General features: G+C 44.6%; 22 protein-coding genes. 8 read left to right on the forward strand and 14 right to left on the reverse strand.

Going from position 1 to position 22,137, the window contains the following annotated elements; genetic code table 11:
* Positions 1-369: a response regulator gene (locus PGW99_RS08635; RefSeq protein ID WP_273777274.1), complete on the reverse strand. Its 369-nt coding sequence runs from the start codon at positions 367-369 to the stop codon at positions 1-3.
* Between the two features lie 29 nt (positions 370-398).
* Positions 399-782 (reverse strand): twitching motility response regulator PilG, encoded by a 384-nt coding sequence (gene pilG, locus PGW99_RS08640; RefSeq protein ID WP_273777275.1) that lies wholly within the window; start codon positions 780-782, stop codon positions 399-401.
* 285 nt (positions 783-1,067) lie between these two features.
* Here pilG and PGW99_RS08645 point away from each other — a divergent pair, with 285 nt between their 5' ends.
* The gene (locus PGW99_RS08645; protein ID WP_273777276.1) at positions 1,068-1,712 is read left to right on the forward strand and encodes a hypothetical protein; all 645 of its coding nucleotides are present in this window, start codon (positions 1,068-1,070) and stop codon (positions 1,710-1,712) included.
* Positions 1,713-1,974: 262 nt separating this feature from the next.
* Complete coding sequence (locus PGW99_RS08650) at positions 1,975-3,690, forward strand: proline--tRNA ligase (protein WP_273777277.1); 1,716 nt, start codon at positions 1,975-1,977, stop codon at positions 3,688-3,690.
* Positions 3,691-3,751: 61 nt separating this feature from the next.
* On the opposite strand, the gene dcd is transcribed toward PGW99_RS08650, so the two are convergent.
* Positions 3,752-4,321 carry a dCTP deaminase gene (gene dcd, locus PGW99_RS08655; RefSeq protein WP_273777278.1) on the reverse strand — a complete coding sequence of 190 codons (570 nt, stop codon included), beginning with the start codon at positions 4,319-4,321 and terminating at the stop codon, positions 3,752-3,754.
* 274 nt (positions 4,322-4,595) lie between these two features.
* Between dcd and PGW99_RS08660 the strand changes: the two genes are divergently transcribed.
* On the forward strand, positions 4,596-5,156 hold the full coding sequence (locus PGW99_RS08660; RefSeq protein ID WP_273777279.1) for a DUF2062 domain-containing protein: 561 nt from the start codon (positions 4,596-4,598) through the stop codon (positions 5,154-5,156).
* Positions 5,157-5,202: 46 nt separating this feature from the next.
* Here PGW99_RS08660 and apbC read toward each other — a convergent pair whose 3' ends face one another.
* Positions 5,203-6,429: an iron-sulfur cluster carrier protein ApbC gene (gene apbC / locus PGW99_RS08665; protein WP_273777280.1), complete on the reverse strand. Its 1,227-nt coding sequence runs from the start codon at positions 6,427-6,429 to the stop codon at positions 5,203-5,205.
* 388 nt (positions 6,430-6,817) lie between these two features.
* Here apbC and metG point away from each other — a divergent pair, with 388 nt between their 5' ends.
* On the forward strand, positions 6,818-8,875 hold the full coding sequence (gene metG, locus PGW99_RS08670) for a methionine--tRNA ligase (protein ID WP_273777281.1): 2,058 nt from the start codon (positions 6,818-6,820) through the stop codon (positions 8,873-8,875).
* Between the two features lie 38 nt (positions 8,876-8,913).
* Here the strand turns inward: metG and PGW99_RS08675 are convergent, their stop codons facing one another.
* On the reverse strand, positions 8,914-9,591 hold the full coding sequence (locus PGW99_RS08675; protein ID WP_273777282.1) for a DUF1345 domain-containing protein: 678 nt from the start codon (positions 9,589-9,591) through the stop codon (positions 8,914-8,916).
* Positions 9,592-9,710: 119 nt separating this feature from the next.
* Here PGW99_RS08675 and PGW99_RS08680 point away from each other — a divergent pair, with 119 nt between their 5' ends.
* On the forward strand, positions 9,711-10,583 hold the full coding sequence (locus PGW99_RS08680) for a 1-aminocyclopropane-1-carboxylate deaminase/D-cysteine desulfhydrase (protein WP_273777283.1): 873 nt from the start codon (positions 9,711-9,713) through the stop codon (positions 10,581-10,583).
* 54 nt (positions 10,584-10,637) lie between these two features.
* A complete protein-coding gene (locus tag PGW99_RS08685; protein WP_273777284.1) occupies positions 10,638-11,837 on the forward strand; it encodes an NAD(P)/FAD-dependent oxidoreductase in 1,200 nt (399 codons plus the stop codon).
* 4 nt (positions 11,838-11,841) lie between these two features.
* Here the strand turns inward: PGW99_RS08685 and PGW99_RS08690 are convergent, their stop codons facing one another.
* The 3 genes from PGW99_RS08690 to PGW99_RS08700 form a co-directional block, all read right to left on the reverse strand.
* Positions 11,842-12,015: a hypothetical protein gene (locus PGW99_RS08690; protein ID WP_273777285.1), complete on the reverse strand. Its 174-nt coding sequence runs from the start codon at positions 12,013-12,015 to the stop codon at positions 11,842-11,844.
* 373 nt (positions 12,016-12,388) lie between these two features.
* Complete coding sequence (locus PGW99_RS08695; RefSeq protein WP_273777286.1) at positions 12,389-14,122, reverse strand: mechanosensitive ion channel; 1,734 nt, start codon at positions 14,120-14,122, stop codon at positions 12,389-12,391.
* A 250-nt stretch (positions 14,123-14,372) separates the two neighbouring features.
* Complete coding sequence (locus tag PGW99_RS08700) at positions 14,373-14,657, reverse strand: hypothetical protein (RefSeq protein WP_273777287.1); 285 nt, start codon at positions 14,655-14,657, stop codon at positions 14,373-14,375.
* A 156-nt stretch (positions 14,658-14,813) separates the two neighbouring features.
* On the opposite strand from PGW99_RS08700, the gene PGW99_RS08705 reads away from it, so the two are divergent.
* Positions 14,814-15,236, forward strand: a complete 423-nt coding sequence (locus PGW99_RS08705; RefSeq protein WP_273779485.1) for a hypothetical protein — start codon at positions 14,814-14,816, stop codon at positions 15,234-15,236.
* An 88-nt stretch (positions 15,237-15,324) separates the two neighbouring features.
* On the opposite strand, the gene PGW99_RS08710 is transcribed toward PGW99_RS08705, so the two are convergent.
* Positions 15,325-16,086 (reverse strand): ferredoxin--NADP reductase, encoded by a 762-nt coding sequence (locus PGW99_RS08710; RefSeq protein WP_273777288.1) that lies wholly within the window; start codon positions 16,084-16,086, stop codon positions 15,325-15,327.
* Between the two features lie 85 nt (positions 16,087-16,171).
* Between PGW99_RS08710 and gigC the strand changes: the two genes are divergently transcribed.
* Positions 16,172-17,059, forward strand: a complete 888-nt coding sequence (gene gigC / locus PGW99_RS08715; protein ID WP_273777289.1) for a LysR family transcriptional regulator GigC — start codon at positions 16,172-16,174, stop codon at positions 17,057-17,059.
* A gap of 55 nt (positions 17,060-17,114) precedes the next feature.
* On the opposite strand, the gene PGW99_RS08720 is transcribed toward gigC, so the two are convergent.
* The 5 genes from PGW99_RS08720 to nuoM form a co-directional block, all read right to left on the reverse strand.
* On the reverse strand, positions 17,115-17,822 hold the full coding sequence (locus PGW99_RS08720) for a cold shock domain-containing protein (RefSeq protein WP_273777290.1): 708 nt from the start codon (positions 17,820-17,822) through the stop codon (positions 17,115-17,117).
* 87 nt (positions 17,823-17,909) lie between these two features.
* Complete coding sequence (locus PGW99_RS08725; RefSeq protein WP_273777291.1) at positions 17,910-18,203, reverse strand: cold shock domain-containing protein; 294 nt, start codon at positions 18,201-18,203, stop codon at positions 17,910-17,912.
* A gap of 83 nt (positions 18,204-18,286) precedes the next feature.
* Positions 18,287-18,922 (reverse strand): uracil phosphoribosyltransferase, encoded by a 636-nt coding sequence (upp, locus tag PGW99_RS08730; RefSeq protein ID WP_273777292.1) that lies wholly within the window; start codon positions 18,920-18,922, stop codon positions 18,287-18,289.
* 110 nt (positions 18,923-19,032) lie between these two features.
* Entirely contained in the window at positions 19,033-20,526 is a 1,494-nt protein-coding gene (nuoN, locus tag PGW99_RS08735) for an NADH-quinone oxidoreductase subunit NuoN (protein WP_273777293.1), read from the reverse strand.
* 3 nt (positions 20,527-20,529) lie between these two features.
* Positions 20,530-22,137 carry an NADH-quinone oxidoreductase subunit M gene (gene nuoM, locus PGW99_RS08740; RefSeq protein ID WP_273777294.1) on the reverse strand — a complete coding sequence of 536 codons (1,608 nt, stop codon included), beginning with the start codon at positions 22,135-22,137 and terminating at the stop codon, positions 20,530-20,532.

Raw genomic sequence — 22,137 nt, forward strand, 5'->3', positions numbered from 1 at the left:
CTAACCTGCATTGAGCTGCTGTTTAATCACTTCGATTAATTGATCTTCATCAATTGGCTTGGTGAGATAATCACGAGCGCCCTGACGTTTACCCCAAACACGGTCAGTCGCCTGATCTTTGGTACTTACAATCACGACTGGAATGTGCTTCGTGGTGCTGCCACGTGAAATCTCACGAGTCGCCTGGAAACCATTCACGCCGGGCATGACCACATCCATTAATACCAAATCTGGCAATTCTGCTTGTGCCATGGTCACACCATCTGCACCATTGGCAGCTTCAATCACTTCATAACCATGTTTGGTCAGAATTTCTCTGAAGCGGAAAGTTTCTGTTGGCGAGTCATCTACTACTAAAATTCGAGCCATTTTTATTCCCCTGACTGACGCAAATACGCTTAAGCGGTGACGTGGTTACGTATTGCGTTTAACAATTCATCTTTACTAAATGGCTTGGTCAAATATTCATCTGAACCGACCACTCGCCCTTTGGCTTGGTCAAACAAGCCGTCTTTACTCGACAACATAATCACTGGGATATTTTGGTAGTTTTGTGAGTTTTTAATTAATGCACAAGTTTGATAACCATCTAAACGCGGCATCATAATATCCACAAATACGATATCAGGATTTGTTTCGGCAATTTTTGAAAGTGCTTCAAAACCATCAACGGCAGTGATGACCTCACATCCTTCACGTTGCAACAAGGTTTCTGCTGTACGGCGAATGGTTTTTGAATCATCGATTACCATGACTTTTAGATTTTGAAATTTTTCTTCCATTGCATGGCCCTTCCCATTTCATTTATTAAATTTACAACCTAATTTTAAGCGGATTGTTTTTACAGATTATGAACCTTTTTTAACATATATTTACTTGCATTTTCAATGAACAAATTCTGTTCATCACCGCAGTATTTTAGTAAACTGATAACCAGTTCACACTTTAATATTTACAGTGACTTATTTTTGATATCAGGCTATTTTCAAAATGCTAGAAAGTTTTTAATCTAGCAGAAAAGCCATATAAAAATAAGTAAATTGGTCAAGTTTATAAGGGGAAAAGTCATGATTGCATTACGCCATAAAACCACCCCAACACGACAATGGCTCAGCTCCTCCCCTCCAGCATTATTGGCTATTTTATTTAGTTTTGCTTCATGGTCTCTTCAGGCAGCTGAACAAGCGCCGAAAGCGGTGTGGTATCGCTATTACGACAGTCAAGGCGTTGCCAATCTCAGCACGTCGGTAACCCCTGCACATATCCGTCATGGCTATGATGCGCTCGATAGCAATATGCAGGTGATCAAACGTAGTCCGTCCTACAACACTGAAGCAGATATTCGTCAATCTTCCAAACGTGCTGCTCAGGCGAAACAGCAAGCTGAAGACATCAAACTTAAAAAAGCATATAGCAATGTCAAGGTCGCCGAGTTTAAACGCAATGATGCCTTACAAGGCATACGCAAACAAATTAACTTTCAACAGCAACAACTCAAGCAACTACAAAGTGACCGTAGCTTTTTTAAACAGCAAGAAGCAGATTACTTAGGTCAAGGTAAAACCGTACCTGCTACGCTGAAACAACAACTTGATTCTAATGCGGGGAATATTCTCAGAGGCCAACAAAGCATTAAGCGTTTACAAGCAGATTATCAACGTACAGAAAAGCATTATCAGCAAATCATTGAGCGTTTGAAAGCTCTCGAATAAAGACAAAGCATCGCCTAGTGCATCGGCAGAATATGAATAGATGCTGGGTAATTTTTGATGCCTTGAGATTTTTAATTTTTTGTCGATCCAAGCAGGGTACTAAACCGCTAATGGTAGGTGGTTAAGATTCTTTGCATCGGCACAATTAAGCCAAAAAACAAAAATAATGGCATAATGCCTGCACGCAAAGCAGGTGCAATCCTCACCTCATTTTTTTATCATAGCGTTTTTATTTTATTCTCTTGCTATTAGGACATTTTCCATGCGCGCGAGTCGCTTTTTATTTGCAACGTTAAGAGAAACCCCAAACGATGCCGAAGTTATTTCGCATCAGCTCATGCTACGGGCTGGGATGATTCGTAAACTGGCTTCCGGTTTATATACCTGGTTACCGATGGGTGTACGTGTGCTCAATAAAGTTGAAGCGATTGTGCGTGAAGAAATGAACCGCTCTGGCGCGCTTGAAGTCTTTATGCCAGTGACGCAACCTTCGGGTCTTTGGGAAGAATCTGGACGTTATGAACAATACGGTCCAGAATTACTCCGTTTCAAGGATCGCCATGATAATTCTTTTGTACTGGGCCCTACCCACGAAGAAGTGATTACTGACCTGGCGCGCAACGAACTGAAAAGTTACAAGCAGTTGCCAATGAATTTCTACCAGATTCAAACCAAATTCCGTGATGAAATCCGCCCACGCTTTGGTGTGATGCGTTCACGTGAATTCATTATGAAAGATGCCTATTCTTTTCATGCCAACCAGGCCTCACTGCAAGAAACCTATGATGTCATGTATGACACCTATTGCCGTATCTTTAGCCGTCTAGGCTTGAACTTCCGTCCAGTACAAGCGGATACGGGTTCGATCGGTGGCTCTGCATCGCATGAATTTCACGTCTTAGCTTCTAGCGGTGAAGACGATATCGCCTTCTCAACAGAATCAGACTACGCAGCGAATGTGGAAATGGCAGAAGCCGTCTTGGTCGGTGAACGTGCAGCACCAACACAGGCCTTGACCATTGTTGACACGCCAGATCAGAAAACCATTGCCGATGTTTGTGCTTTCCTGAATGTGGAAACCAAACAATCCGCAAAAGCCTTACTCGTACAAGGTGTCGCCGATGACAAAGGCCATGTACCTGTCATCGCACTATTCCTGCGTGGCGATCATGAACTCAATGAAATTAAAGCAGAAAAACACCCACTGATTGCTGCTCCATTAACCTTTGCCACTGAAGAGCAATTATCTGCATTAGGATTAACGGCTGGTTTTGTTGGCCCGCAAGGCTTAGTGGAAAAAGGCATTACCGTGATTGTCGATCGTGCAGCTTCAGTTTTATCTGACTTTGTCGCGGGTGCCAATGAAGCTGGCAAACATGCCACTGGCGTGAACTGGGAACGTGATGCCCAATTCACTGAAGTCTATGACCTGCGTAATGTGGTTGAAGGTGATCCATCTCCAGATGGCAAAGGCACTTTACAGATCAAGCGCGGGATCGAAGTTGGCCACATTTTCCAATTGGGACAAAAATACTCTGAAGCTCTTGGCTGTAAAGTCCTAGGTGAAGATGGCAAACCATTCGTCGTTACCATGGGCTGTTATGGCATCGGGGTGACACGTGTGGTCGCTTCCGCGATTGAACAGAATTTTGACGAGAAAGGCATTATCTGGCCAGCCGCGATTGCACCATTTGAAATCGCCATCGTGCCAATGAATGCACACAAGTCACCACGCACGCTAGAAGCCGCTGAAGCATTGTATGCGGAACTGACTGCTGCCGGTTATGATGTATTGCTCGACGACCGTAATGAGCGTCCAGGGGTGAAATTCTCCGATCTTGAATTAACGGGGATCCCACACCGTATCGTGATTGGTGAAAAAGGATTGGATGCGGGTACATTTGAGTACAAAGGCCGTCGTGATGAAGAATCAGTAAATATCAGTAAAGAAGCGTTATTGGCAAAAATCGCGCAATAATCTTTGACCATAAAAAATCCCGCACTTGGCGGGATTTTTTTTATTTAAACAAACGAACAACTTAAGCTTTAGGCAAAGTTACACCCATTTGTCCCTGATATTTACCACCACGGTCTTTATAAGACGTTTCACACACTTCGTCGCTTTCAAAGAACAACATCTGTGCAACCCCTTCACCGGCATAAATACGCGCTGGCAAATTGGTGGTATTCGAGAATTCCAAAGTCACGTGTCCTTCCCACTCCGGTTCAAGTGGTGTGACATTCACAATGATACCGCAACGTGCATAGGTCGATTTACCCAAGCACACCGTCAATACATTACGCGGAATACGGAAATACTCCACTGTACGTGCCAAAGCAAAGGAGTTCGGTGGAATAATGCAGACATCGGAATGAATGTCGATAAAACTCTTTTCATCGAAATTTTTCGGATCAACAATTGCAGAATGCACATTGGTAAAAACTTTGAATTCTGGTGCACAGCGGACGTCATAGCCATAACTGGACACACCATAAGAAATTAGTTTCTCACCTTGTTCATTGAAACGCACTTGATTTGGCGCGAAGGGCTCAATCATTCCGTGCTTTTCGCTCATCTCGCGAATCCAGCGATCCGATTTAATCGACATGGTTTTTAATCCCAACAAAATTTTCTAGCTCATATAAGGCGATTACTTTAACTGAAATACCCAGCAAATTAAATCTTTTCTCATCGGCCCTTCATCGTGAGGCAGTGCAAGGGTAGATTGGGAAGAACCGATCTCTTGAAAATGCTTTAACGATCAAAATCATCAAATCTTCCCATCAACAATTTACACACTATGTCGCAAATCAGCCCAAAGTTCGGTAGCAAGTTGCTATAATTTGTGCAAAATAAGGCTGATTGCCCTGAATAATTGCGCCATGTTTAAAAGTCTGCTGAATAAACTGATCCCGACACCGGACCAAATTGCATCGATGAAAATCATGCGCTTATTTGGCAAGCGTGCCATGGCTCCGCAATTGTGGCAAATGAACCGCCGCTCTGTCAGCAAAGCGATTTTTGTTGGAACTTTTTGGGGAGCGTTACCGATCCCTTTTCATAGTCTCCTCATTTTATTGAGTGCAGTTTTTTTACGTGTCAATGTCCCAATCAGTTTGGCTTTAGCCTGGCTACTCAATCCTTTAACCATTTTGCCCATCTTATATACGGGTTTTTGGTTTGGCACACAGCTGTTCCAAATTCCGATGGTCGATCAGGATACTTTATGGCTATTGGTACATGAGCTGGCGGACTGGGTAAGTTCATTCGGCAAAGCCAATCTGGATGTAAGTTTACTCGAACCCTTGATGCTGGGATTGGTACTTGAGGCCTTGCTTTTGGCCAGCGGGTTTTATCTACTCAGCCATGTGCTCTGGCGTTGGCGGATTATCAAACGCTGGCAAAAGCGTAAACATCGCCTACCCTCACACCAGTTACAGTAAAACAAAAAGCTCCAGACCTGCTGGAGCTTTTTTATCATGCCAAGCATTAAAAAATGCGTTTGTCATCGCGTGCGGGCTGTGGCAGTTTTGAAACTTGTGTCCAGACTGCTTGCGCAATTTCTCTATAGCTGTCTGCCGCTTCATCCATAGCAACAACACTCGGCTGGCCTTTATCGGCATTTTCACGAATCTGAGCATTTAGAGGCAAACGCCCTAACAACGGAATATCATATTGCTCAGAAAGTTTATCACCGCCCCCTTTACCAAAAATCTTCTCCTCATAACCACAATTGGAGCAGATATGCGTAGACATATTTTCTACAACGCCTAATACTGGAATTCCCACTTTATTGAACAGTTCGATCCCCTTGGTTGCATCTAGCAATGCCACGTTTTGCGGGGTCGTTACAATCACCGCACCGGTGACTGGGATACGCTGTGCCAAAGTCAATTGAATATCGCCGGTTCCCGGCGGCATATCAATCATCAACACATCCAGATCCGGCCAGAGTGTCTGGTTAAACAATTGCATCAAGGCACCCGTCGCTTTCGGACCACGCCAAGCCACTGGGGTATTGTTGTCGCCAGTTAAATGACCAATCGACAGCACCGCCATACCATACGCTTCAAGCGGTACAAAATGTTCATTTTCAATCAACGGGGTCTGCCCTGCATTACCTAGCATGGTCGGAATACTCGGCCCATAAATATCGGCATCCAGTACGCCGACTTTTAAGCCCTGCTGCTGTAATGCCAAAGCCAGATTGACCGTGGTGGTTGATTTACCGACGCCGCCTTTACCTGAGGAAACCAAAATGACATTTTTAATGCGTGGATGTGGCGCCAGATCACGCTGCTGCGGCGCTGCTTTCTGAATCGGTGGATTATTTGGATCGCTTTCAACTTTTTCAGCTGCAGGTGAAGCATTCACTACGGGAGGCAACTGCGTATTTGCAGTAGTCGGTTGACTGGAACAGCTGTCACTGGCCGCTTTCTTCTGTTGTACGACATGCAGATTGAGTTCCTGAATACCACATTTTTCCAGTGCATCGGCTAAATCATCATGGATCTTTTGCAGATGATCAGCTTCTTCCGGATAAGTTTTGATACTAAGCTGTAGCACTCGGCCCTGCACCTGTAACTGGGTAATCCGATCCTGCAAGCGGTCATTCGACTGAGGCAGATGATAGCCTTGCAGCACCTGCTGGATTTCTTCCTCTTTTACCTCCTGTGCAGGAGAAAAGACCGATTTTAATGAAGAAAACCACGACATAACTTTCGCTCCAGATCCGGAAAATGCTATTCAACTGCATATAGTGTACAGTCAAGCTGAGGTAAGGTTAAGCAAAGTTGTATCAGGCTTTTTAAATCTTGATATAAAGTTGATTGATTTGCTTGGTTTAACGCCAAATTCATGCTAATGCGGCTGCCATACATCTGTAAAATGCTCGATGTTGTGATTTTCAGTTTAAAACAGTTTTTTGCTTCCCCCTGATGGGTACAGCCCAGCTTGCATATTCATGGTTTGTTATTTTTCATCTTAATTGACAAATGCTGTTGCAGCTTAAGCGAGGTTGAAGCCTTGCTTTGTTTTCCCCGATTGATCAGGTAAAATCACGGGTCTTGCGTAAAATGCCAACCACTATAAGAGAGTCACATCCGTGCGTAAAATACTCGTCACCAATGCCCTACCTTATGCCAATGGTCCAATCCATATGGGTCACTTACTCGGTTATATTCAGGCGGATATCTGGGTACGTGCCATGCGTGCAATGGGTCACGAAGTGACATATGTATGTGCGGATGATGCACACGGCACGGCGATTATGCTGCGTGCCGAAGCCAATGGCATTACGCCGGAACAGCAGATTGCCAATGTGCAGCGTGAACATGAGCGTGACTTTGCCGGCTTTGGCATCAGCTTTGACCACTATGACTCGACCCACAGCGATACCAATAAAGCCCGTGCTTCAGATATTTATTTGAAAAACCGCGAAGCCGGTAATATCGCAGTGCGTCCCGTGACACAATTGTTTGATCCAGAAAAACAGATGTTCCTCTCGGATCGTTTCATTCAAGGCACCTGCCCGAAATGTGATGCGGAAGATCAGTACGGCGATTCCTGTGAAGTGTGCGGTACCACTTACAATGCGACCGAATTAAAAAATCCGCGTTCCACCCTGAGCGGTGCGACGCCAGTTGAGAAATCATCGGATCATTATTTCTTTAAACTGCCAAACTTTGCAGAATACTTGCAGCAATGGACCCGTGATCAGGGCCGTTTACCGGTATCGATTGCGAACAAACTAGATGAATGGTTTGAAGCGGGCTTGACTGATTGGGATATTTCCCGCGATGCGCCTTATTTTGGTTTCGAAATTCCAGATGCGCCGAATAAATACTTCTACGTTTGGGTGGATGCCCCGATCGGCTATATGTCGAGCTTTGAAAATTACATCAAAACCAAGCGTCCAGACCTGAACTTTGCAGACTACTGGAAAAAAGATTCTGATAAAGAAGTCTATCACTTCATCGGGAAAGACATCGTCTATTTCCATGCCCTATTCTGGCCAGCGATGCTGGACGGCGCAGGTTATCGCACGCCTACCGGACTGTTCGTGAACGGTTTCTTGACCGTGAACGGTCAGAAAATGTCAAAATCACGCGGTACGTTCATCAAGGCTGAGACCTATCTCGAACATTTGAATCCGGAATACTTACGTTACTACTTTGCCTCAAAACTTTCCGACAAAGTAGAAGATTCCGATCTAAATCTGGATGACTTTATCCAGAAAGTGAACTCGGATCTGGTGGGTAAAGTGGTGAACATTGCCAGCCGTTGTGCCAAATTCATCAATAAAGACTTTAACAGTACCTTATCTGCCACTTGTGCTGAGCCTGAACTGCTACAAAGCTTTATTGCTGCCGGCGACTCGATTGCTCAAGCCTATGAAGCACGTGAATTTTCCGCTGCCATTCGTGAAATCATGGCACTGGCGGATAAAGCTAACCAGTACATTGATGAAAAGAAACCATGGGCTCTAGCAAAACAGGAAGGTCAGGAACAGCAAGTACACGAGGTTTGCTCTGTCGGGATCAACCTGTTCCGTCAGTTGGCCATTTACCTTGCACCGGTATTGCCAAAACTGGCTGAAGATGTACAAGCATTCTTGCAGCTCGATAGCTTTAACTTTGCTTCACGCGAAACGGTACTGACCAATCATGTGATTGCACAGTTCCAGCCATTGATGCAACGTGTTGACAAAGCCAAAGTGGATGCGATGGTTGATGCATCGAAAGATTCCTTAGCAGCGCCAGCAGAACCAGCCAAAGCTGAAAAGAAAAAAGAGAAAGCCAAAGAAAAGAAAGCTGAACCTAAGGTCGGTGAAGCTGAAATCATTGGTATTGAAGACCTTATGAAGGTTGATCTTCGTGTTGCAGAAGTTGTTGAAGCTGCAACCGTTGAAGGCTCTGACAAGCTGCTGCAACTCACGTTAAATGTCGGTGAAGCTGAGCCACGTAATGTGTTCAGTGGGATCCGTGAGTTCTATCAACCAGAAGACCTGAAAGGTAAACTGGTGGTTATGGTCGCGAATCTTGCTCCACGTAAGATGCGTTTTGGGATCTCAAACGGGATGGTGTTAGCCGCGGGCAATGGTGAAGGTGTTTGGGTGATTTCGCCGGATTCTGGTGCTAAACCAGGCGATAAAGTGTCATAAGACTCCCCTTAAATCAAAGGCTTCTTCGGAAGCCTTTTTTATACCCCTAAAAATCCTGCCGTCACATTAATCGTAATGGCCAAAATCACCGTATTAAAAGCAAATGCCAATACACAATGAAAAATATTTAAACGGCGCATCAACTGGCTGGTCACAGCGATATCTGCTGTTTGCGCGGATGTACCGACAATGTAGCTAAAATAAATAAAATCAAAATAAACCGGATCTTCTGTTTTGGGAAACTCCAGTCCCGGTTCTTCATGACGGCTTTTGGCCAAATAATAGTCATGCGCATAATGAATGGCAAACATGGTATGAATCAGCAGCCAGGTGGAAAAAATGGTGGCAATCGTCAGGCCAATATCCGCCAGCTCCATACCCAACTGTTGCTTGGGAGTTTGACTCAATTGCACGACAATCGCCACCAGACACACCAATACCGCGACCAGAACTGCGGTCATAATCACCCATTTGGATTCATCCTGATCACGGGCACGCTGCAAAATGTTATCCGTACGGGTGTTAAGCATCATGTGTAATGTGTTCAACAAATAACTCCAGGTAGCAATATTCCAACCTATTAATAAACAGGTCGACCACTGCCAGGGTGTCATGAAACGCAAGAGAACATACACGGAAATGCCCAGTGCGAAAGCCCCAAAGAGATAGGGACGGTGAACAAAACCGGTATGCAAATGTTGCAGCACTTTTTTCATGTATTATTTTCCGGCATAGATAGCAAATAGCCCTTTGCTCCATCATACCGAAATTGACATAAAATACAGATGCTCTTCAGATGACCTCTGCAGAATCCCAGTCCTCAAGGTTTATTTCCATGTTTCAATTCAGCGATCAGGCAGTTCCCTATCAATCGATTGCACTTGCAGCAGATCTAGAACTGCAGATCAAACGGCTTGACCTGATCCATCCGCTGATTTCAGGTAACAAATTCTATAAGCTGAAAGATAACATCCGCACTGCACAACAACAGGGGTATCAGCAACTGCTCACTTTTGGAGGGGCTTATTCCAACCATATTGCAGCGACTGCTGCAGCCGGAAAATTACTCAACATACCGACCATTGGAATCATTCGTGGAGAGGAGCTAGAGCATCAAGCACTGAACCCAACACTGACAACAGCACAGCAGAATGGTATGCAGCTACATTTTGTAAGCCGTCAGGAGTATCGGCAACGCCATGATGCAGAATATCTGGCAGGACTCAGCGCAAAATTCCCATATGCCTATATCATTCCTGAAGGGGGAACCAATGCCCTCGCAGTCCAAGGCTGTCAGGAAATTTTGTCAGAAAAAGACTTGCAGACTTATGATGTGATTTGCTGTGCAGTCGGTACAGGGGGGACAATCAGTGGCTTGATCAATGCCAGTGCAGAGCAGCAACAAGTGATCGGCTTTCCAGCCTTAAAAGGTGATTTCCTGATCCAAGATATTCAGCATTGGACTCAAAAAAGCAACTGGCAACTGGTTCAAGATTACCATTTTGGTGGCTATGCCAAAGTCACACCTGCATTACTCGATTTTATCCAATGCTTTGAACAGCAATACCAGATTCCACTGGAACCTATCTATACCGGAAAAATGCTGTTTGGCCTATTTGAACTGATTAAGCAAAACTACTTTGTCAAAGGCAGCCGGATTCTGGTGATCCATAGTGGTGGACTCCAAGGCAAAACGAGTTTGTCCTGAAACAGCCGTTAAAATCAACTATAATGCCCCGCTGTGCTAGATTGAGAGAAAGTTATGGCTGCTGCTTTTTATGATGTGATTGTATTGGGAGGTGGTGCTTCCGGACTGATGCTCGCATCCATGGCAGCGAAACGGGGCCGCAAGGTACTGGTTCTGGAAAAAGCCAACAAAGTCGGCAAAAAAATCCTGATGTCCGGCGGTGGGAAATGTAACTTTACCAATCTGTATGTCGAGCCTGACAACTATATTTCACATAACCCACATTTTGTCATTTCCGCCCTGTCCCGTTATAGCAATTGGGATTTTATCGGGATGGTCTGTGACTATGGCATCGAGTATGAAGAACGAAAACACGGTCAGCTTTTTACCCTGAACGGCGCCAAAGAAATTCTCGCCATGCTGTTACAAGAATGCGAAAAAGCAGGAAATGTCGATATCCGCACCAGCTGTGAAGTAAAGGCGGTTAATGCGCTAGAAGGCAACGGTTTTCAGGTGGCGACCGTACAGGGCTATTTTGAGTGTGAATCGTTGGTGGTTGCCAGCGGTGGATTATCGATTCCCACTTTAGGAGGATCTGGTATTGGCTATGAAATTGCCAAGCAATTTGGCCACCACGTTTATCCGACCCGTGCCGGACTAGTTCCCTTTACTTTTACTGACCAATTCAAGGAAGTGACCACACGTTTAAGTGGTAATGCCTTGGAAGCTACACTTAGCAATACACGTCACGCATTTACTGAAGCTTTATTGTTCACCCATCGAGGACTCAGCGGACCGAGTTCTCTACAACTGTCCAACTACTGGAACAGTGGGGAAAGCTTCCAGATTAATTTCCTGCCTGGTTTAGATGTACTGCAATGGCTAAAAGACAAAAAACAGCGCCAACCTAAAGTCCTGTTGCGCACTTTACTGAATGAGCACATGGCCAAAAGCATTGTACTGGAACTGCAAACACTGATCTGGCCAGCAGAAAGTGAAACGGCGATTGGAAATTTAAGCGACCAACGCTTAGAACAGATTGCGGAGCACTTACAGCATTTTGAAGTTAAACCTTCAGGAACCGAAGGCTATCGGACAGCAGAAGTCACTTTGGGTGGTGTGGATACGACAGAAGTTTCATCCAAGACGATGGAAAGTAAAAAGCGGAAAGGACTATATTTTTTAGGTGAGGTACTGGACGTCACAGGACATTTGGGCGGATATAATTTTCAATGGGCATGGGCATCAGCCCATGCAGCCAGTCAATTTGTTTAAGAAATTATTCCAAGTAATCAGTACGCAATAAAGCAACTTGCTGGTTTTGTTGCGTACGTGCAATCGCGTTTTCCATTTTTGCGATACCGCTTTTCAATTCATAAGATGTGCGCTGAGATACGACTTTAGTCAAACGTTTTACAACTGCAAATACTGGAAGTTTGAAGTTAAGGTTCATCCTGATTTCCCCTTTATAATTAATCTTATGGCAACATTAATCCATAACTGTTGCATGTATATGAAACAATCTCATTCTATAACAAATATTTATTCTGTATAGAGGGTCTGCCTTAGAACAATAACTACTAACTTATGTCGAAATAAAGAAAAGCCTTATTACACAAGGTGTTGCAGGAAAGAAAAAACCACAGATTAAAATTACTAGACCTTAGTCTAATTTAATCCTGTCTTTTTCCCTTCAAGTCAGCATAAAATTCCGCATAACTCATAACAGTTGGCACTTCTCAGCTAATATTTTCCTCAATCCTCACATTTCAGGTATAAAAAGTGACTACCTAGGTGTAGTCACTTTTGCATGGGATTAGCTGCCCCTAAGTATCATTATTGCTCTTTGGCGGATGAGAAATATCCACGTCCTGTTCCACTTCACCCGTTGAACCAAAAGGTTTATTCACTGGTGGATGTTCTGGATTGACCTTAAATTCTCTGAGGTCGCCTTCCTCAGGTTTGTTAGTAGAAGCATGCTGCTCTGCTGAAGCAGACTCTGTCACCACTGCAGGTGCCATACTAGGTTGAGCAGAAGAAGCAGCCTTTGGCTGATGTAAAGGATTAGATTTTTTGGCATGTTGCTTGGCTTGATCAAGCAAATCTGTCAATAATCGCTCGGCAGGCTGACGACCGCCGAGACCAAAGGCCAGAGCAAAAGCAACTGCAACCGCTCCTAAAGTTAAACCGAAGGCCAGATTCACGATCGAATCCGCGATGCCCATGGCTCGGAGTCCCATGGCGATCACCAAGCCCATAATCAGAATACGGACCAAGTTCGCCAACCAGCGTGAATAATTGTATTCACCGCGCTCTAAGACTTTGGCTACCAGATTGGCCAACCAGAAACCGATCAGCAGAATCACCGCACCGAGCAAGATACTGGCACCAAACTGGATAAACATCGCGATCAGACCACTGATCTGTTCAAAACCTAGACGGTTCGCCGCCTCAGCAACTGCAAATAGCATGGTGAAGAACACGATCAATGTGCCGATCATGACCGAAATTTTGTTACTGCCTAAAAAGCGTTGTAAGTCCAGTTTAGCTGGCAGTTCATCAACACCTGTACCAGCGAGCAACTCGCTGACCAGTCGAGCAACAAAACGTGAAACCACGTAGGCAATGATCAGGATCAAACCGGCAGCAATAATGTTTGGAATCGCGTTCAGGATTTCATACAACATCGCCGTCGCGGGTTGCGAAATGGCTTCAATCCCCAGAGCTTCAAACGCGATGATCAATGCAGTGATCATGATTAAAGTAAAGACAAAGGTACCTAACAAGCCTGGTAAGTTGCCAGTCTTGAATAGACCAATCTTTTGCGCCTGTGATTGTACATTCAGGCTACCGAGTAAACCCTCCACAATACCGCGCACAATTTTTGCCAGAATATAACCGACAAAAATAATCACACCGGCAATAAACAGATTTGGCAGGAACAGAATGGCTTCATTCAGCATGTTCTGCACCGGCATTAATAATCCATTCAGACCAAGGATCGAAAGGACGATTGGCAAGAACAATAACAAAATCAGCCAGTACACAATATCTGCAATATTTTGGCTAATCGGTCGAACACCCACCTCGGTACTAAGCTTCTCATCCAGCTGAGTACGGGCCAAAAGCCGTTGCAATCCCATACGTACCAGTTTGGCTAGAATCCAACCGATGAAACCCACCGCAATAGCCGCAATCAGGTTCGGAATAAAAGCCAATACCTGTGCTAGCATGTCACTGAATGGTCCACTAACACTATTGATATTCAAAACATTTAATGCTGCGACCACCGCAATAATCAGAATAAACCAGAACACCACACGCGAGATAATCTGCTCAATATCAGGGAATTTTCCCGCCGTAGTAGTGGTTGCAGTAGAAAGATGATGGTTGGTGCCGATTTTTTGCAGTAATTTTTTAACACCGGCGGCGATGATCAGAGCCACAACCCAACCGAGCAATAAAATGACCACAGCCGCAATAATCGGCTGGAACTGATCCCAATAATACATGGCACCATAATTTGATCCTCTCGGACCTCCAGCAAAAAAGTCATTCATAATTCTTCGCCCTCTTATCTTTATCAGGTTTGTATATGCAAATTGGTCTAAATCTGCTTTTTACTTTTTTCTAATCGTTACCTGTATCACCTTAAAACTCGGTGTTTTTTGAATCAATTCAAAGCAGCATAAGAGCAACAAAAGCGCTGCATAAGTTTGCAAAACAATAAAGCCCGTCGTGATTCACTTCGGGCTTTGTTTTAGGAATCAGGGAAATGATTCATCCTAATGAGGAAGATCACGTTCTTCCTTAACGGTTGGCTGCGGTTTTCGCATTATCCGTTGCTACAGCATCCTGCTCGCTGACTTTGGGTGCACTATTGTTCATATTATTCATAGTGGCAGGTTGCATAGCAGGATTAGACTGATCCGGCGGGGCTTCTCGTGGAGAAGGATTACGTTCAACGAACATATAGATCAGTAGTGCAACAAGGAAAAGACCAACTGCTACCAGCATATATACCGGTAAACGTTTTTTTTGCATATTCTCTTCTGCACTGGTCACATGCGCCGGTTTACTAAAATCGTGCTTCATGGTCTTCCCTCTCTTATTTTTTTTTTGATAAGAACAGTTTAACAAGAGGCCATGTATCAATGTGTGAAGAAGCTTAGTGTAATCGTGACGATCGGTTTTAATGTTGTATGCAAAATGCGCTATACTGCATGTCCGTTTTTTATGTGCTTTACCATTATGGCGTATCGTCAGCAAAGAGTAACGCTTGATCTTGACACTGACGTCACTCATCAATGTGGCTTACATTATACCCGCGATCAACATCTGATCGGTATTATTGAATTCGATAAACCCAGTTATGTACTGCAATGGGGCGACTTAGAATATTTTCGCCGCCGTACCGAAGAATTTTCTGTCATGCCTTTCCCCGACTGTATCAATGCTATGGTGATTGATATTCGTAATGTCAGTGCATTTTTAGACAATGAAGTACCGATTATTCCATGGCGTTTACTCGAAGAGGAATGTCCGATTCGTCTAGTGGTACCCCAGGATCGTCTGGAATACTATGCAGGATTTTTTGAACCGACTTGGCTCAGCACAGATCTAGAGAGTGCCATTCAGGAAATTCGTGAATTTATGGACATGTTTGTGCATTAAAGTTCTTTCATTTCCATACAGTGCCCTCGATTGAGGGCATTTTGAATTCTGGTTGATTCAAGTCACATCATTGCAACTTGCAAAGGGATTACCAGTAATTTTCTACTGCGATATTGCCTTCCCCACGGCGATTCATGCTCAGACCACGGCGTTTTAAGGCTTCTTTGGTATCCTCGACCATTTCAGGGTTACCACACAGCATAATATGACTGCTATTTGGGTCAAAAGACATGCCCACCGTCTGCTCCAAAGCTCCATTCTCGATCAGTCGTGGTAAACGCTCATGCAAATCAGCCGTTGCATCACGGGTAATCACCGGCACAAATTTAAAACCACTGTGCCCTTCCCCAAAGGTTTGAGCAATTTCTTGAATACGATCGACGTAGGCCAATTCTGCTCTGGTGCGAACACTATAAACCAAATGAATGTGCTGATATTTGGACCAAGTCTCAAAATCTTGCAGCATTGATAGGAAAGGAGCCAAACCGGTTCCGGTCGCCAATAACCAGAGATCTTTCGGTAAAGGTAACTGATAACGTGCCAAGGTCAGAAAACCATAAGGAATTTTTTCCAGATACAGCTCATCACCGACTTTCAGGTGTTGCAGATTAGAGGTAAATGCCCCATCCGGCACCACAATCGAAAAGAACTCCAACGTTTCATCATAAGGTGATGAGACAATCGAATAAGCGCGCACCACCAGCTCCTCTCCGACTTTTAAACCAATCCGTGCGAACTGGCCTGCCGTGAACTTGAAATGTGCTGGACGCGTCAGGGTAAAGCTAAATAAGGTGTCCGTCCAGCGATGCACAGACAGAACCGTTTCTAGGCTAAATTTTTCAATTGACATGATTTCAACGTGGCACGATACGGTGTGCTCATGTTAGCATGACGGGTCAATTTGTTCATATTTTTTAAACCTTAAGGCTTCATCCATGCGCATGACTTTACGCCAACTGGCGGTTTTTGTAGCAGTCGCTCAAGAAGGGACCGTCACCAAAGCAAGCGAGGCGGTCAAACTCACGCAAAGCGCAGCAAGTATGGCCTTGGCGGATTTAGAAGATGGCTTGGGTGCACCACTGTTTGACCGTTTGGGTAAACGTTTGCAACTTAATGATCTTGGGCGTTTTTTGTTGCCACAGGCACTGGAAATTCTGGGCCGTTGTGAAGCCTTTGAACAGGCTGCTAAAGGTGAATTACAGAGCATTGATTTACGCTTGGGTGCTACGCTTACGATCAGTGATTATTTGATGCCAGATCTGATGGCGGGTTTCTTACAAGTTCAACCCCAAGCACACTTACAATTACAAGTTGGTAATACCAGGCAAATGATTGAAGCAGTCAACCAGTTTCAGCTGGATCTCGCCCTGATTGAAGGTTCCTGCCATTTACCACAATTACAATCGATTCCATGGCGTGATGATGAGCTTGCTGTGTGCTGTGCACCCAATCATCCGCTGGCCCAGCTAGACCGTCCCTTGAATGCGGTGGACTTTCTTAATGTTGAATGGATTTTGCGTGAAGAAGGTTCTGGTACACGTGAAGTGTTTGACCATGTGATCTTGCAGGATTTGCCCGATGCCAATATCCGTTTGACCCTCGGGCATAATGAAGCCATTCTGAAAATTGTCGCAGGTGGTTTGGGCTTGTCCTGTATTTCCCGACTGGCCATTGAACCTTTACAGGAAAAGGGCCAACTGGTGATTTTAGAAACCCCTTTCTGGCAACTGACACGCCCGTTGTTTATGCTGGTTCATCGTCAAAAATACCAGGGACCCGGCTTGAAAGCCTTTATGAAATTCTGCGAAGATCAGTTTCAGTAAGCTACTGCCTACTCAGCACCTGAGAGATTCAGCCAATTTACTCAGGTAGTCTGGTCTATCGACCAAACTGCCGTTCACAAGGTTCACCATCATTGTTTCCGTCCATTTGCGTGCCTGGGCAGTTTTTCAGGAAGAAAACTGCTTCTTCATAGGAACGCATTTGGCTGCAATGCGTACGGCCATCACAACGAAATTGTGTTTGTGCACTGGCAACCACAGGACTAACAGAAACAGGCGTCACTGTAGCAGCAGGTTTTGTAGCCTCAGCCTCGATTCTTTTTTCTTTGACAATAATTTCATCAGACACCTTATCGCCTAATGCTGCACGTTGCTGAGCAATAATCTGTTTTTGTAACTCTGCCAATTGCTGCACTTTTAGTTGCTTAACGAGCTGGGTACGCTGATATTGCTGATAGCCCAACACTGCGATGATTATCGCGAGCAAACAGGTAATGCAGATTCCCCAGACTAACTTGCGCTGTGATGCCTTAATTCGATCAACAGGCGTCGTTATCCCTGTATAAGGTTTACTATCGGGTTGAATCAATTCACACTGATGGTCCAAACGAAGGAGATTATCCGCTTTAAATTTACCGTCTTGTTCGACAACCATGAATTTCAGTGATTCACCCAACTGAGGGGCAAGATCTGCATTCGGCATATCACGGATATGAAAAAAAACCTCTTGACCGTTTCCATCTAGCTCGATAAAACCAAAACCGCGCATGGCATCGTAGCTTTTAATTTTCCCCTTGTTAAACATGTATGGCTCTTTTATTTTTTAGTGCTGGTATTCTAATAAAAAAGAGGTTAAAAAACCTCTTCTATATTTTTAAAAATAATTAAAAAATTAACGCTTTAAATTAGACAATAAGGCTGAAGTGATTGATGTATTCACGGCTACCGCTTTCGCTTTCTTGGCTTTTTTTGATTTGTCCTCGACGCGCTCAATTTTAATGGCTTTATATCTTTCACCATTTTGCACAACGTTAAACTTTACCCGATCATTGCGCTTTGGTTCGCCTGTCTCTGTAGGGAAATCCGAAATATGAAAGAAGACTTCTCCTTCAGGTGAGGAAATAAAACCAAATCCTTTGTCTGAATTATACTGCTTTACTTTTCCTTGATATTGCTCGGAAGTCATACCTATCCCCAGTCTGTATCTGTCATGCATTTAGTATATAAAAAAAGAGGCTGTAAAAGCCTCTTTTCTGACTTCAATTATGCTTAGTCTTTCTGCACACTACCAAAAATCTTGTCACCTGCATCTCCCAGCCCAGGAATGATATAGCCATGCTCATTTAAACCCTCATCAATAGATGCAGTAAAAATACGGACATCGGGATGTGCAGCTTCTACTTTAGCGATCCCTTCCGGAGCTGCTACTAATACCATGACACGGATATCCTTACAACCACTAGCTTTGAGCACATCAATTGCCGCAATCAGGGAGGAACCGGTCGCGAGCATCGGGTCAATGATCATGGCAATTCGGTTTTCCACATCAGGAACCAGTTTTTTGTAGTAGGTGCGGGCTTGCAAAGTCTGCTCATCACGCTCTAAGCCCAAAACGGAAACCTTAGCGCTTGGAATCAGATTCAGGAAACCATCCAACATCCCAATACCGGCACGTAAAATCGGAACAACGGTAATTTTCTTCCCGGCAATCCTTTGCGTCACTACGGGTCCTGCCCAACCTTCAATTTCCTGATCTTCAACAGCAAGATCTTTCGTCGCTTCGTAGGTCAGCAACATTGTGACTTCTTGAGCCAATTCACGGAAATTTTTGGTACTAATTCCAGCACGGCGTAATAGGCCTAGTTTGTGACGGATCAGCGGATGACGAATTTCTTGGATGGGCACGGGAGAACACCTAAATAACGAAAAGCATATTTTTCATTATAAAGGTTTTTAACAATTGGTATAAGAAAAGCCCCCAATTTTGGAGGCTTTTTTATAGTATCAAGTCAAACTTATCGTTGCGTCAACATGAAATGTAATGGCGATAAGATCTCAGCCTGAAGGGCTAATTTGATCAGTGGATCTGGATAAATACCAATCACCAAAACCAAAGCTGCCGCTGCAAGCACCATGATACCGCCCACTTTTTGACCCCAATGCTTGTCAGCATCGATACGTGGCGTTTCTGGTGGTGTCATATACATGACGATCATCACGCGTAGGTAATAGTACAAACCAATACCTGAACCCACAATAATCATAGCCGCCAAGAACCAGTGTTGTGTAGTCACTGCAGCCATCACCACCAAGAACTTACCAATGAAGCCCGCAGTGAGTGGAATACCGGCCAATGACAACATCATCACGGTTAAAGTCGCAGTCAACACTGGACGGCGCCAGAACAAACCACGGTAGTCAGCAAGGGTTTGTGCTTCATCCAAGTTATTATATGGACTAGACATCAACGCAACTGCACCGAAAGCACCGATCGTAGTCAACACATAAGTCACGACATAAACGCTTACGCTACCTAAACTTGCATAAGTCATGCTGATAATTGCAATTAACAGATAACCAAAGTGTGCAATTGAAGAGTAAGCCAAAATACGTTTCAAGTTGACCTGACGTACTGCAAGCAAGTTACCGACCAGGATTGAAAGCACTGCAATGATCGTAATAATCGTTACGATCGAATCAACCATGATGGCACCTGAAGTTAACAGGTAACGCACAAACAGACCAATGGTTGCCACTTTCGCAGCGGTTGCCAAGAAAGTTGCGATTGGTGCGGGTGCACCTGCGTACACATCTGGCGTCCATTTGTGGAATGGTGCAAGTGATAACTTGAATGCTACAGCGAAGATGATCAAGCCTAGACCTAAAATCACCATTGGCTGCTTTAACGCTTCCATAAATGCTTGTACAGAGTCATAGAATGACAATGAACCGGTATAGGCATAGATGTATGCCATACCCATCAGCAACATCGCTGAAGCGGTCGCAGAAAGTACCAGATATTTAACACCGGCTTCGAGCGATTGGCTACGTTGATGCGTATACGCCAATAGACCATAGACTGGAATAGACATCAATTCCAGGCTGATGAAGAACGCCGCATAATGTGCACTCGCCACCATCAACATGGCACCTGCAACCGAACATAGCATCAATAGATACAGTTCTTCACGGTTATCTTGATACGATTCAATATAAGCATGTGACAAGGTTGAACATGCCAATGCCGCAATCAGAATGACCAACTGGTATAGCAAGGTGAACGGGTCAATCATAAACATGCCCATCACGTTGGCTGGTGCAAAAGCACCGCCAAACATGGTGAGTAAGATATAAAGACCGGCAAGGTTTAAGCCCACCACAGACGCTGTTGCAATTAAATTATGGTTACGTTTAATTGAGGTGAGAATCATCACCACGACCGCGGTTAACGCCACGATCATCACAGGCGCCAATGGCATGAGCTGTGCAAAAGACATTGTGAAGTTCATGGCTTATTGGATCTCCACATTTTCGAGTTGAGTTGCGGTTTGTTGTACCGCTTCAACTACTTCTTGAACTGGAATGTAGCTATTCGCTAACCACGCCATACTTGAGTTAGACACATCAAGGAAGGTTTGTGGGTAGAGACCAAGCCAGACTAAACCAAACGCACAAATCAGTAGGATACCCAATTCACGTGCATTGAGATCTTTTAACGGGTTAGCATGATGCTGTTTTTGCTCTTCATTTGGTGTACCAAACAAAGCACGATGGATCAGGATCAAACCGTACAAACCAGCAAACACTAAGCTAACTGCAGCAATGATGGTAAAGGTTGGGAACTTCGCGAATGAACCCATCAAGATCAGGAATTCACCGATAAAGTTACCTAGACCCGGAATACCAACTAATGCAGAGATAAAGAACATCAAGAAGAATGCAAGATAGCCAAACTGACCACGCATACCGCCCATCAAACGCATGTCACGGGTATGAACACGTTCGTAGATCTGACCACACATGATGAACAATGCTGCGGAAGACAGACCGTGCGCCAACATCATGATCATCAAACCTTGATAGGTCAGGATGTTTCCTGCATACAACGCAAGCAGTACAAAGCCCATGTGCGAAATTGACGTGTAAGCCAAGAGGCGTTTCATGTCGGTTTGCTGGAAAGCACACCATGCACCGTAGAACACACCGATCAGACCAAAAATGATCGCGATGTCCGCAAATTGCGCAGAAGCCGCCGGGAAGAATGGCATGACAAACCGTAATAAACCATAAGCCGCTGTCTTGATCAGGATACCTGCCAAGTCGACAGAACCCGCGGTAGGTGCCTGTGCATGCGCATCAGGTAACCAGCCATGTAGCGGGAACACTGGAAGCTTTACTGCAAAACCGATGAACATACAGATCATCAAGGCATACGCGACTGATGGAACTTGTGCATCAAGCGTATTCGCTACACCTAGCAAGTAGTTGTAATCGAAGCCAATCATACCGGTCATCATGTAACCATAGATCACTAGACCTAGGATACCGATCAGCATGATCAGACCTGCAACTTGTGTATAGATGAAGAACTTGGTCGCTGCATATACACGTGACTTGCCATCTGCTCCCTTATGACCCCAAAGGGCGATCAAGAAGTAGATTGGAACCAGCATCATCTCCCAGAAGAAGAAGAACAGGAACAAGTCGATCGCCAAGAATACGCCAATCACGCCACCCAATGACCAAAGTAGGTTCAGGTGAAAGAAGCCCACATGCTTCTGGATCTCACCCCATGAACAGCCTACTGCCAGTACACCGAGTAATGCAGTCAAGCCCACCATGAGTAAAGAAAGGCCATCCAGCGCAAGATGGATGTTAATCCCTAAAGTTTGAATCCATGGTAGATAGAATTCAGCCGACCAGGTTGGAACTTTTTGTCCCAACTCATAATTAAAGTTACCACTTTGCCATAATGAAATGGTTAAGCCCAAAGTCACGAGCATACCAATCAAGGCAATCCAACGAGGGAGATGTTGGTCAACCTTGTCGACCAACCAGCATACAAAACCTGCAATGAACGGAACGAGGATCAGCGCGGGTAAAATCAAATTGTTTTCCAT

This window comes from Acinetobacter sp. GSS19, assembly GCF_028621895.1.
Classification (GTDB): domain Bacteria; phylum Pseudomonadota; class Gammaproteobacteria; order Pseudomonadales; family Moraxellaceae; genus Acinetobacter.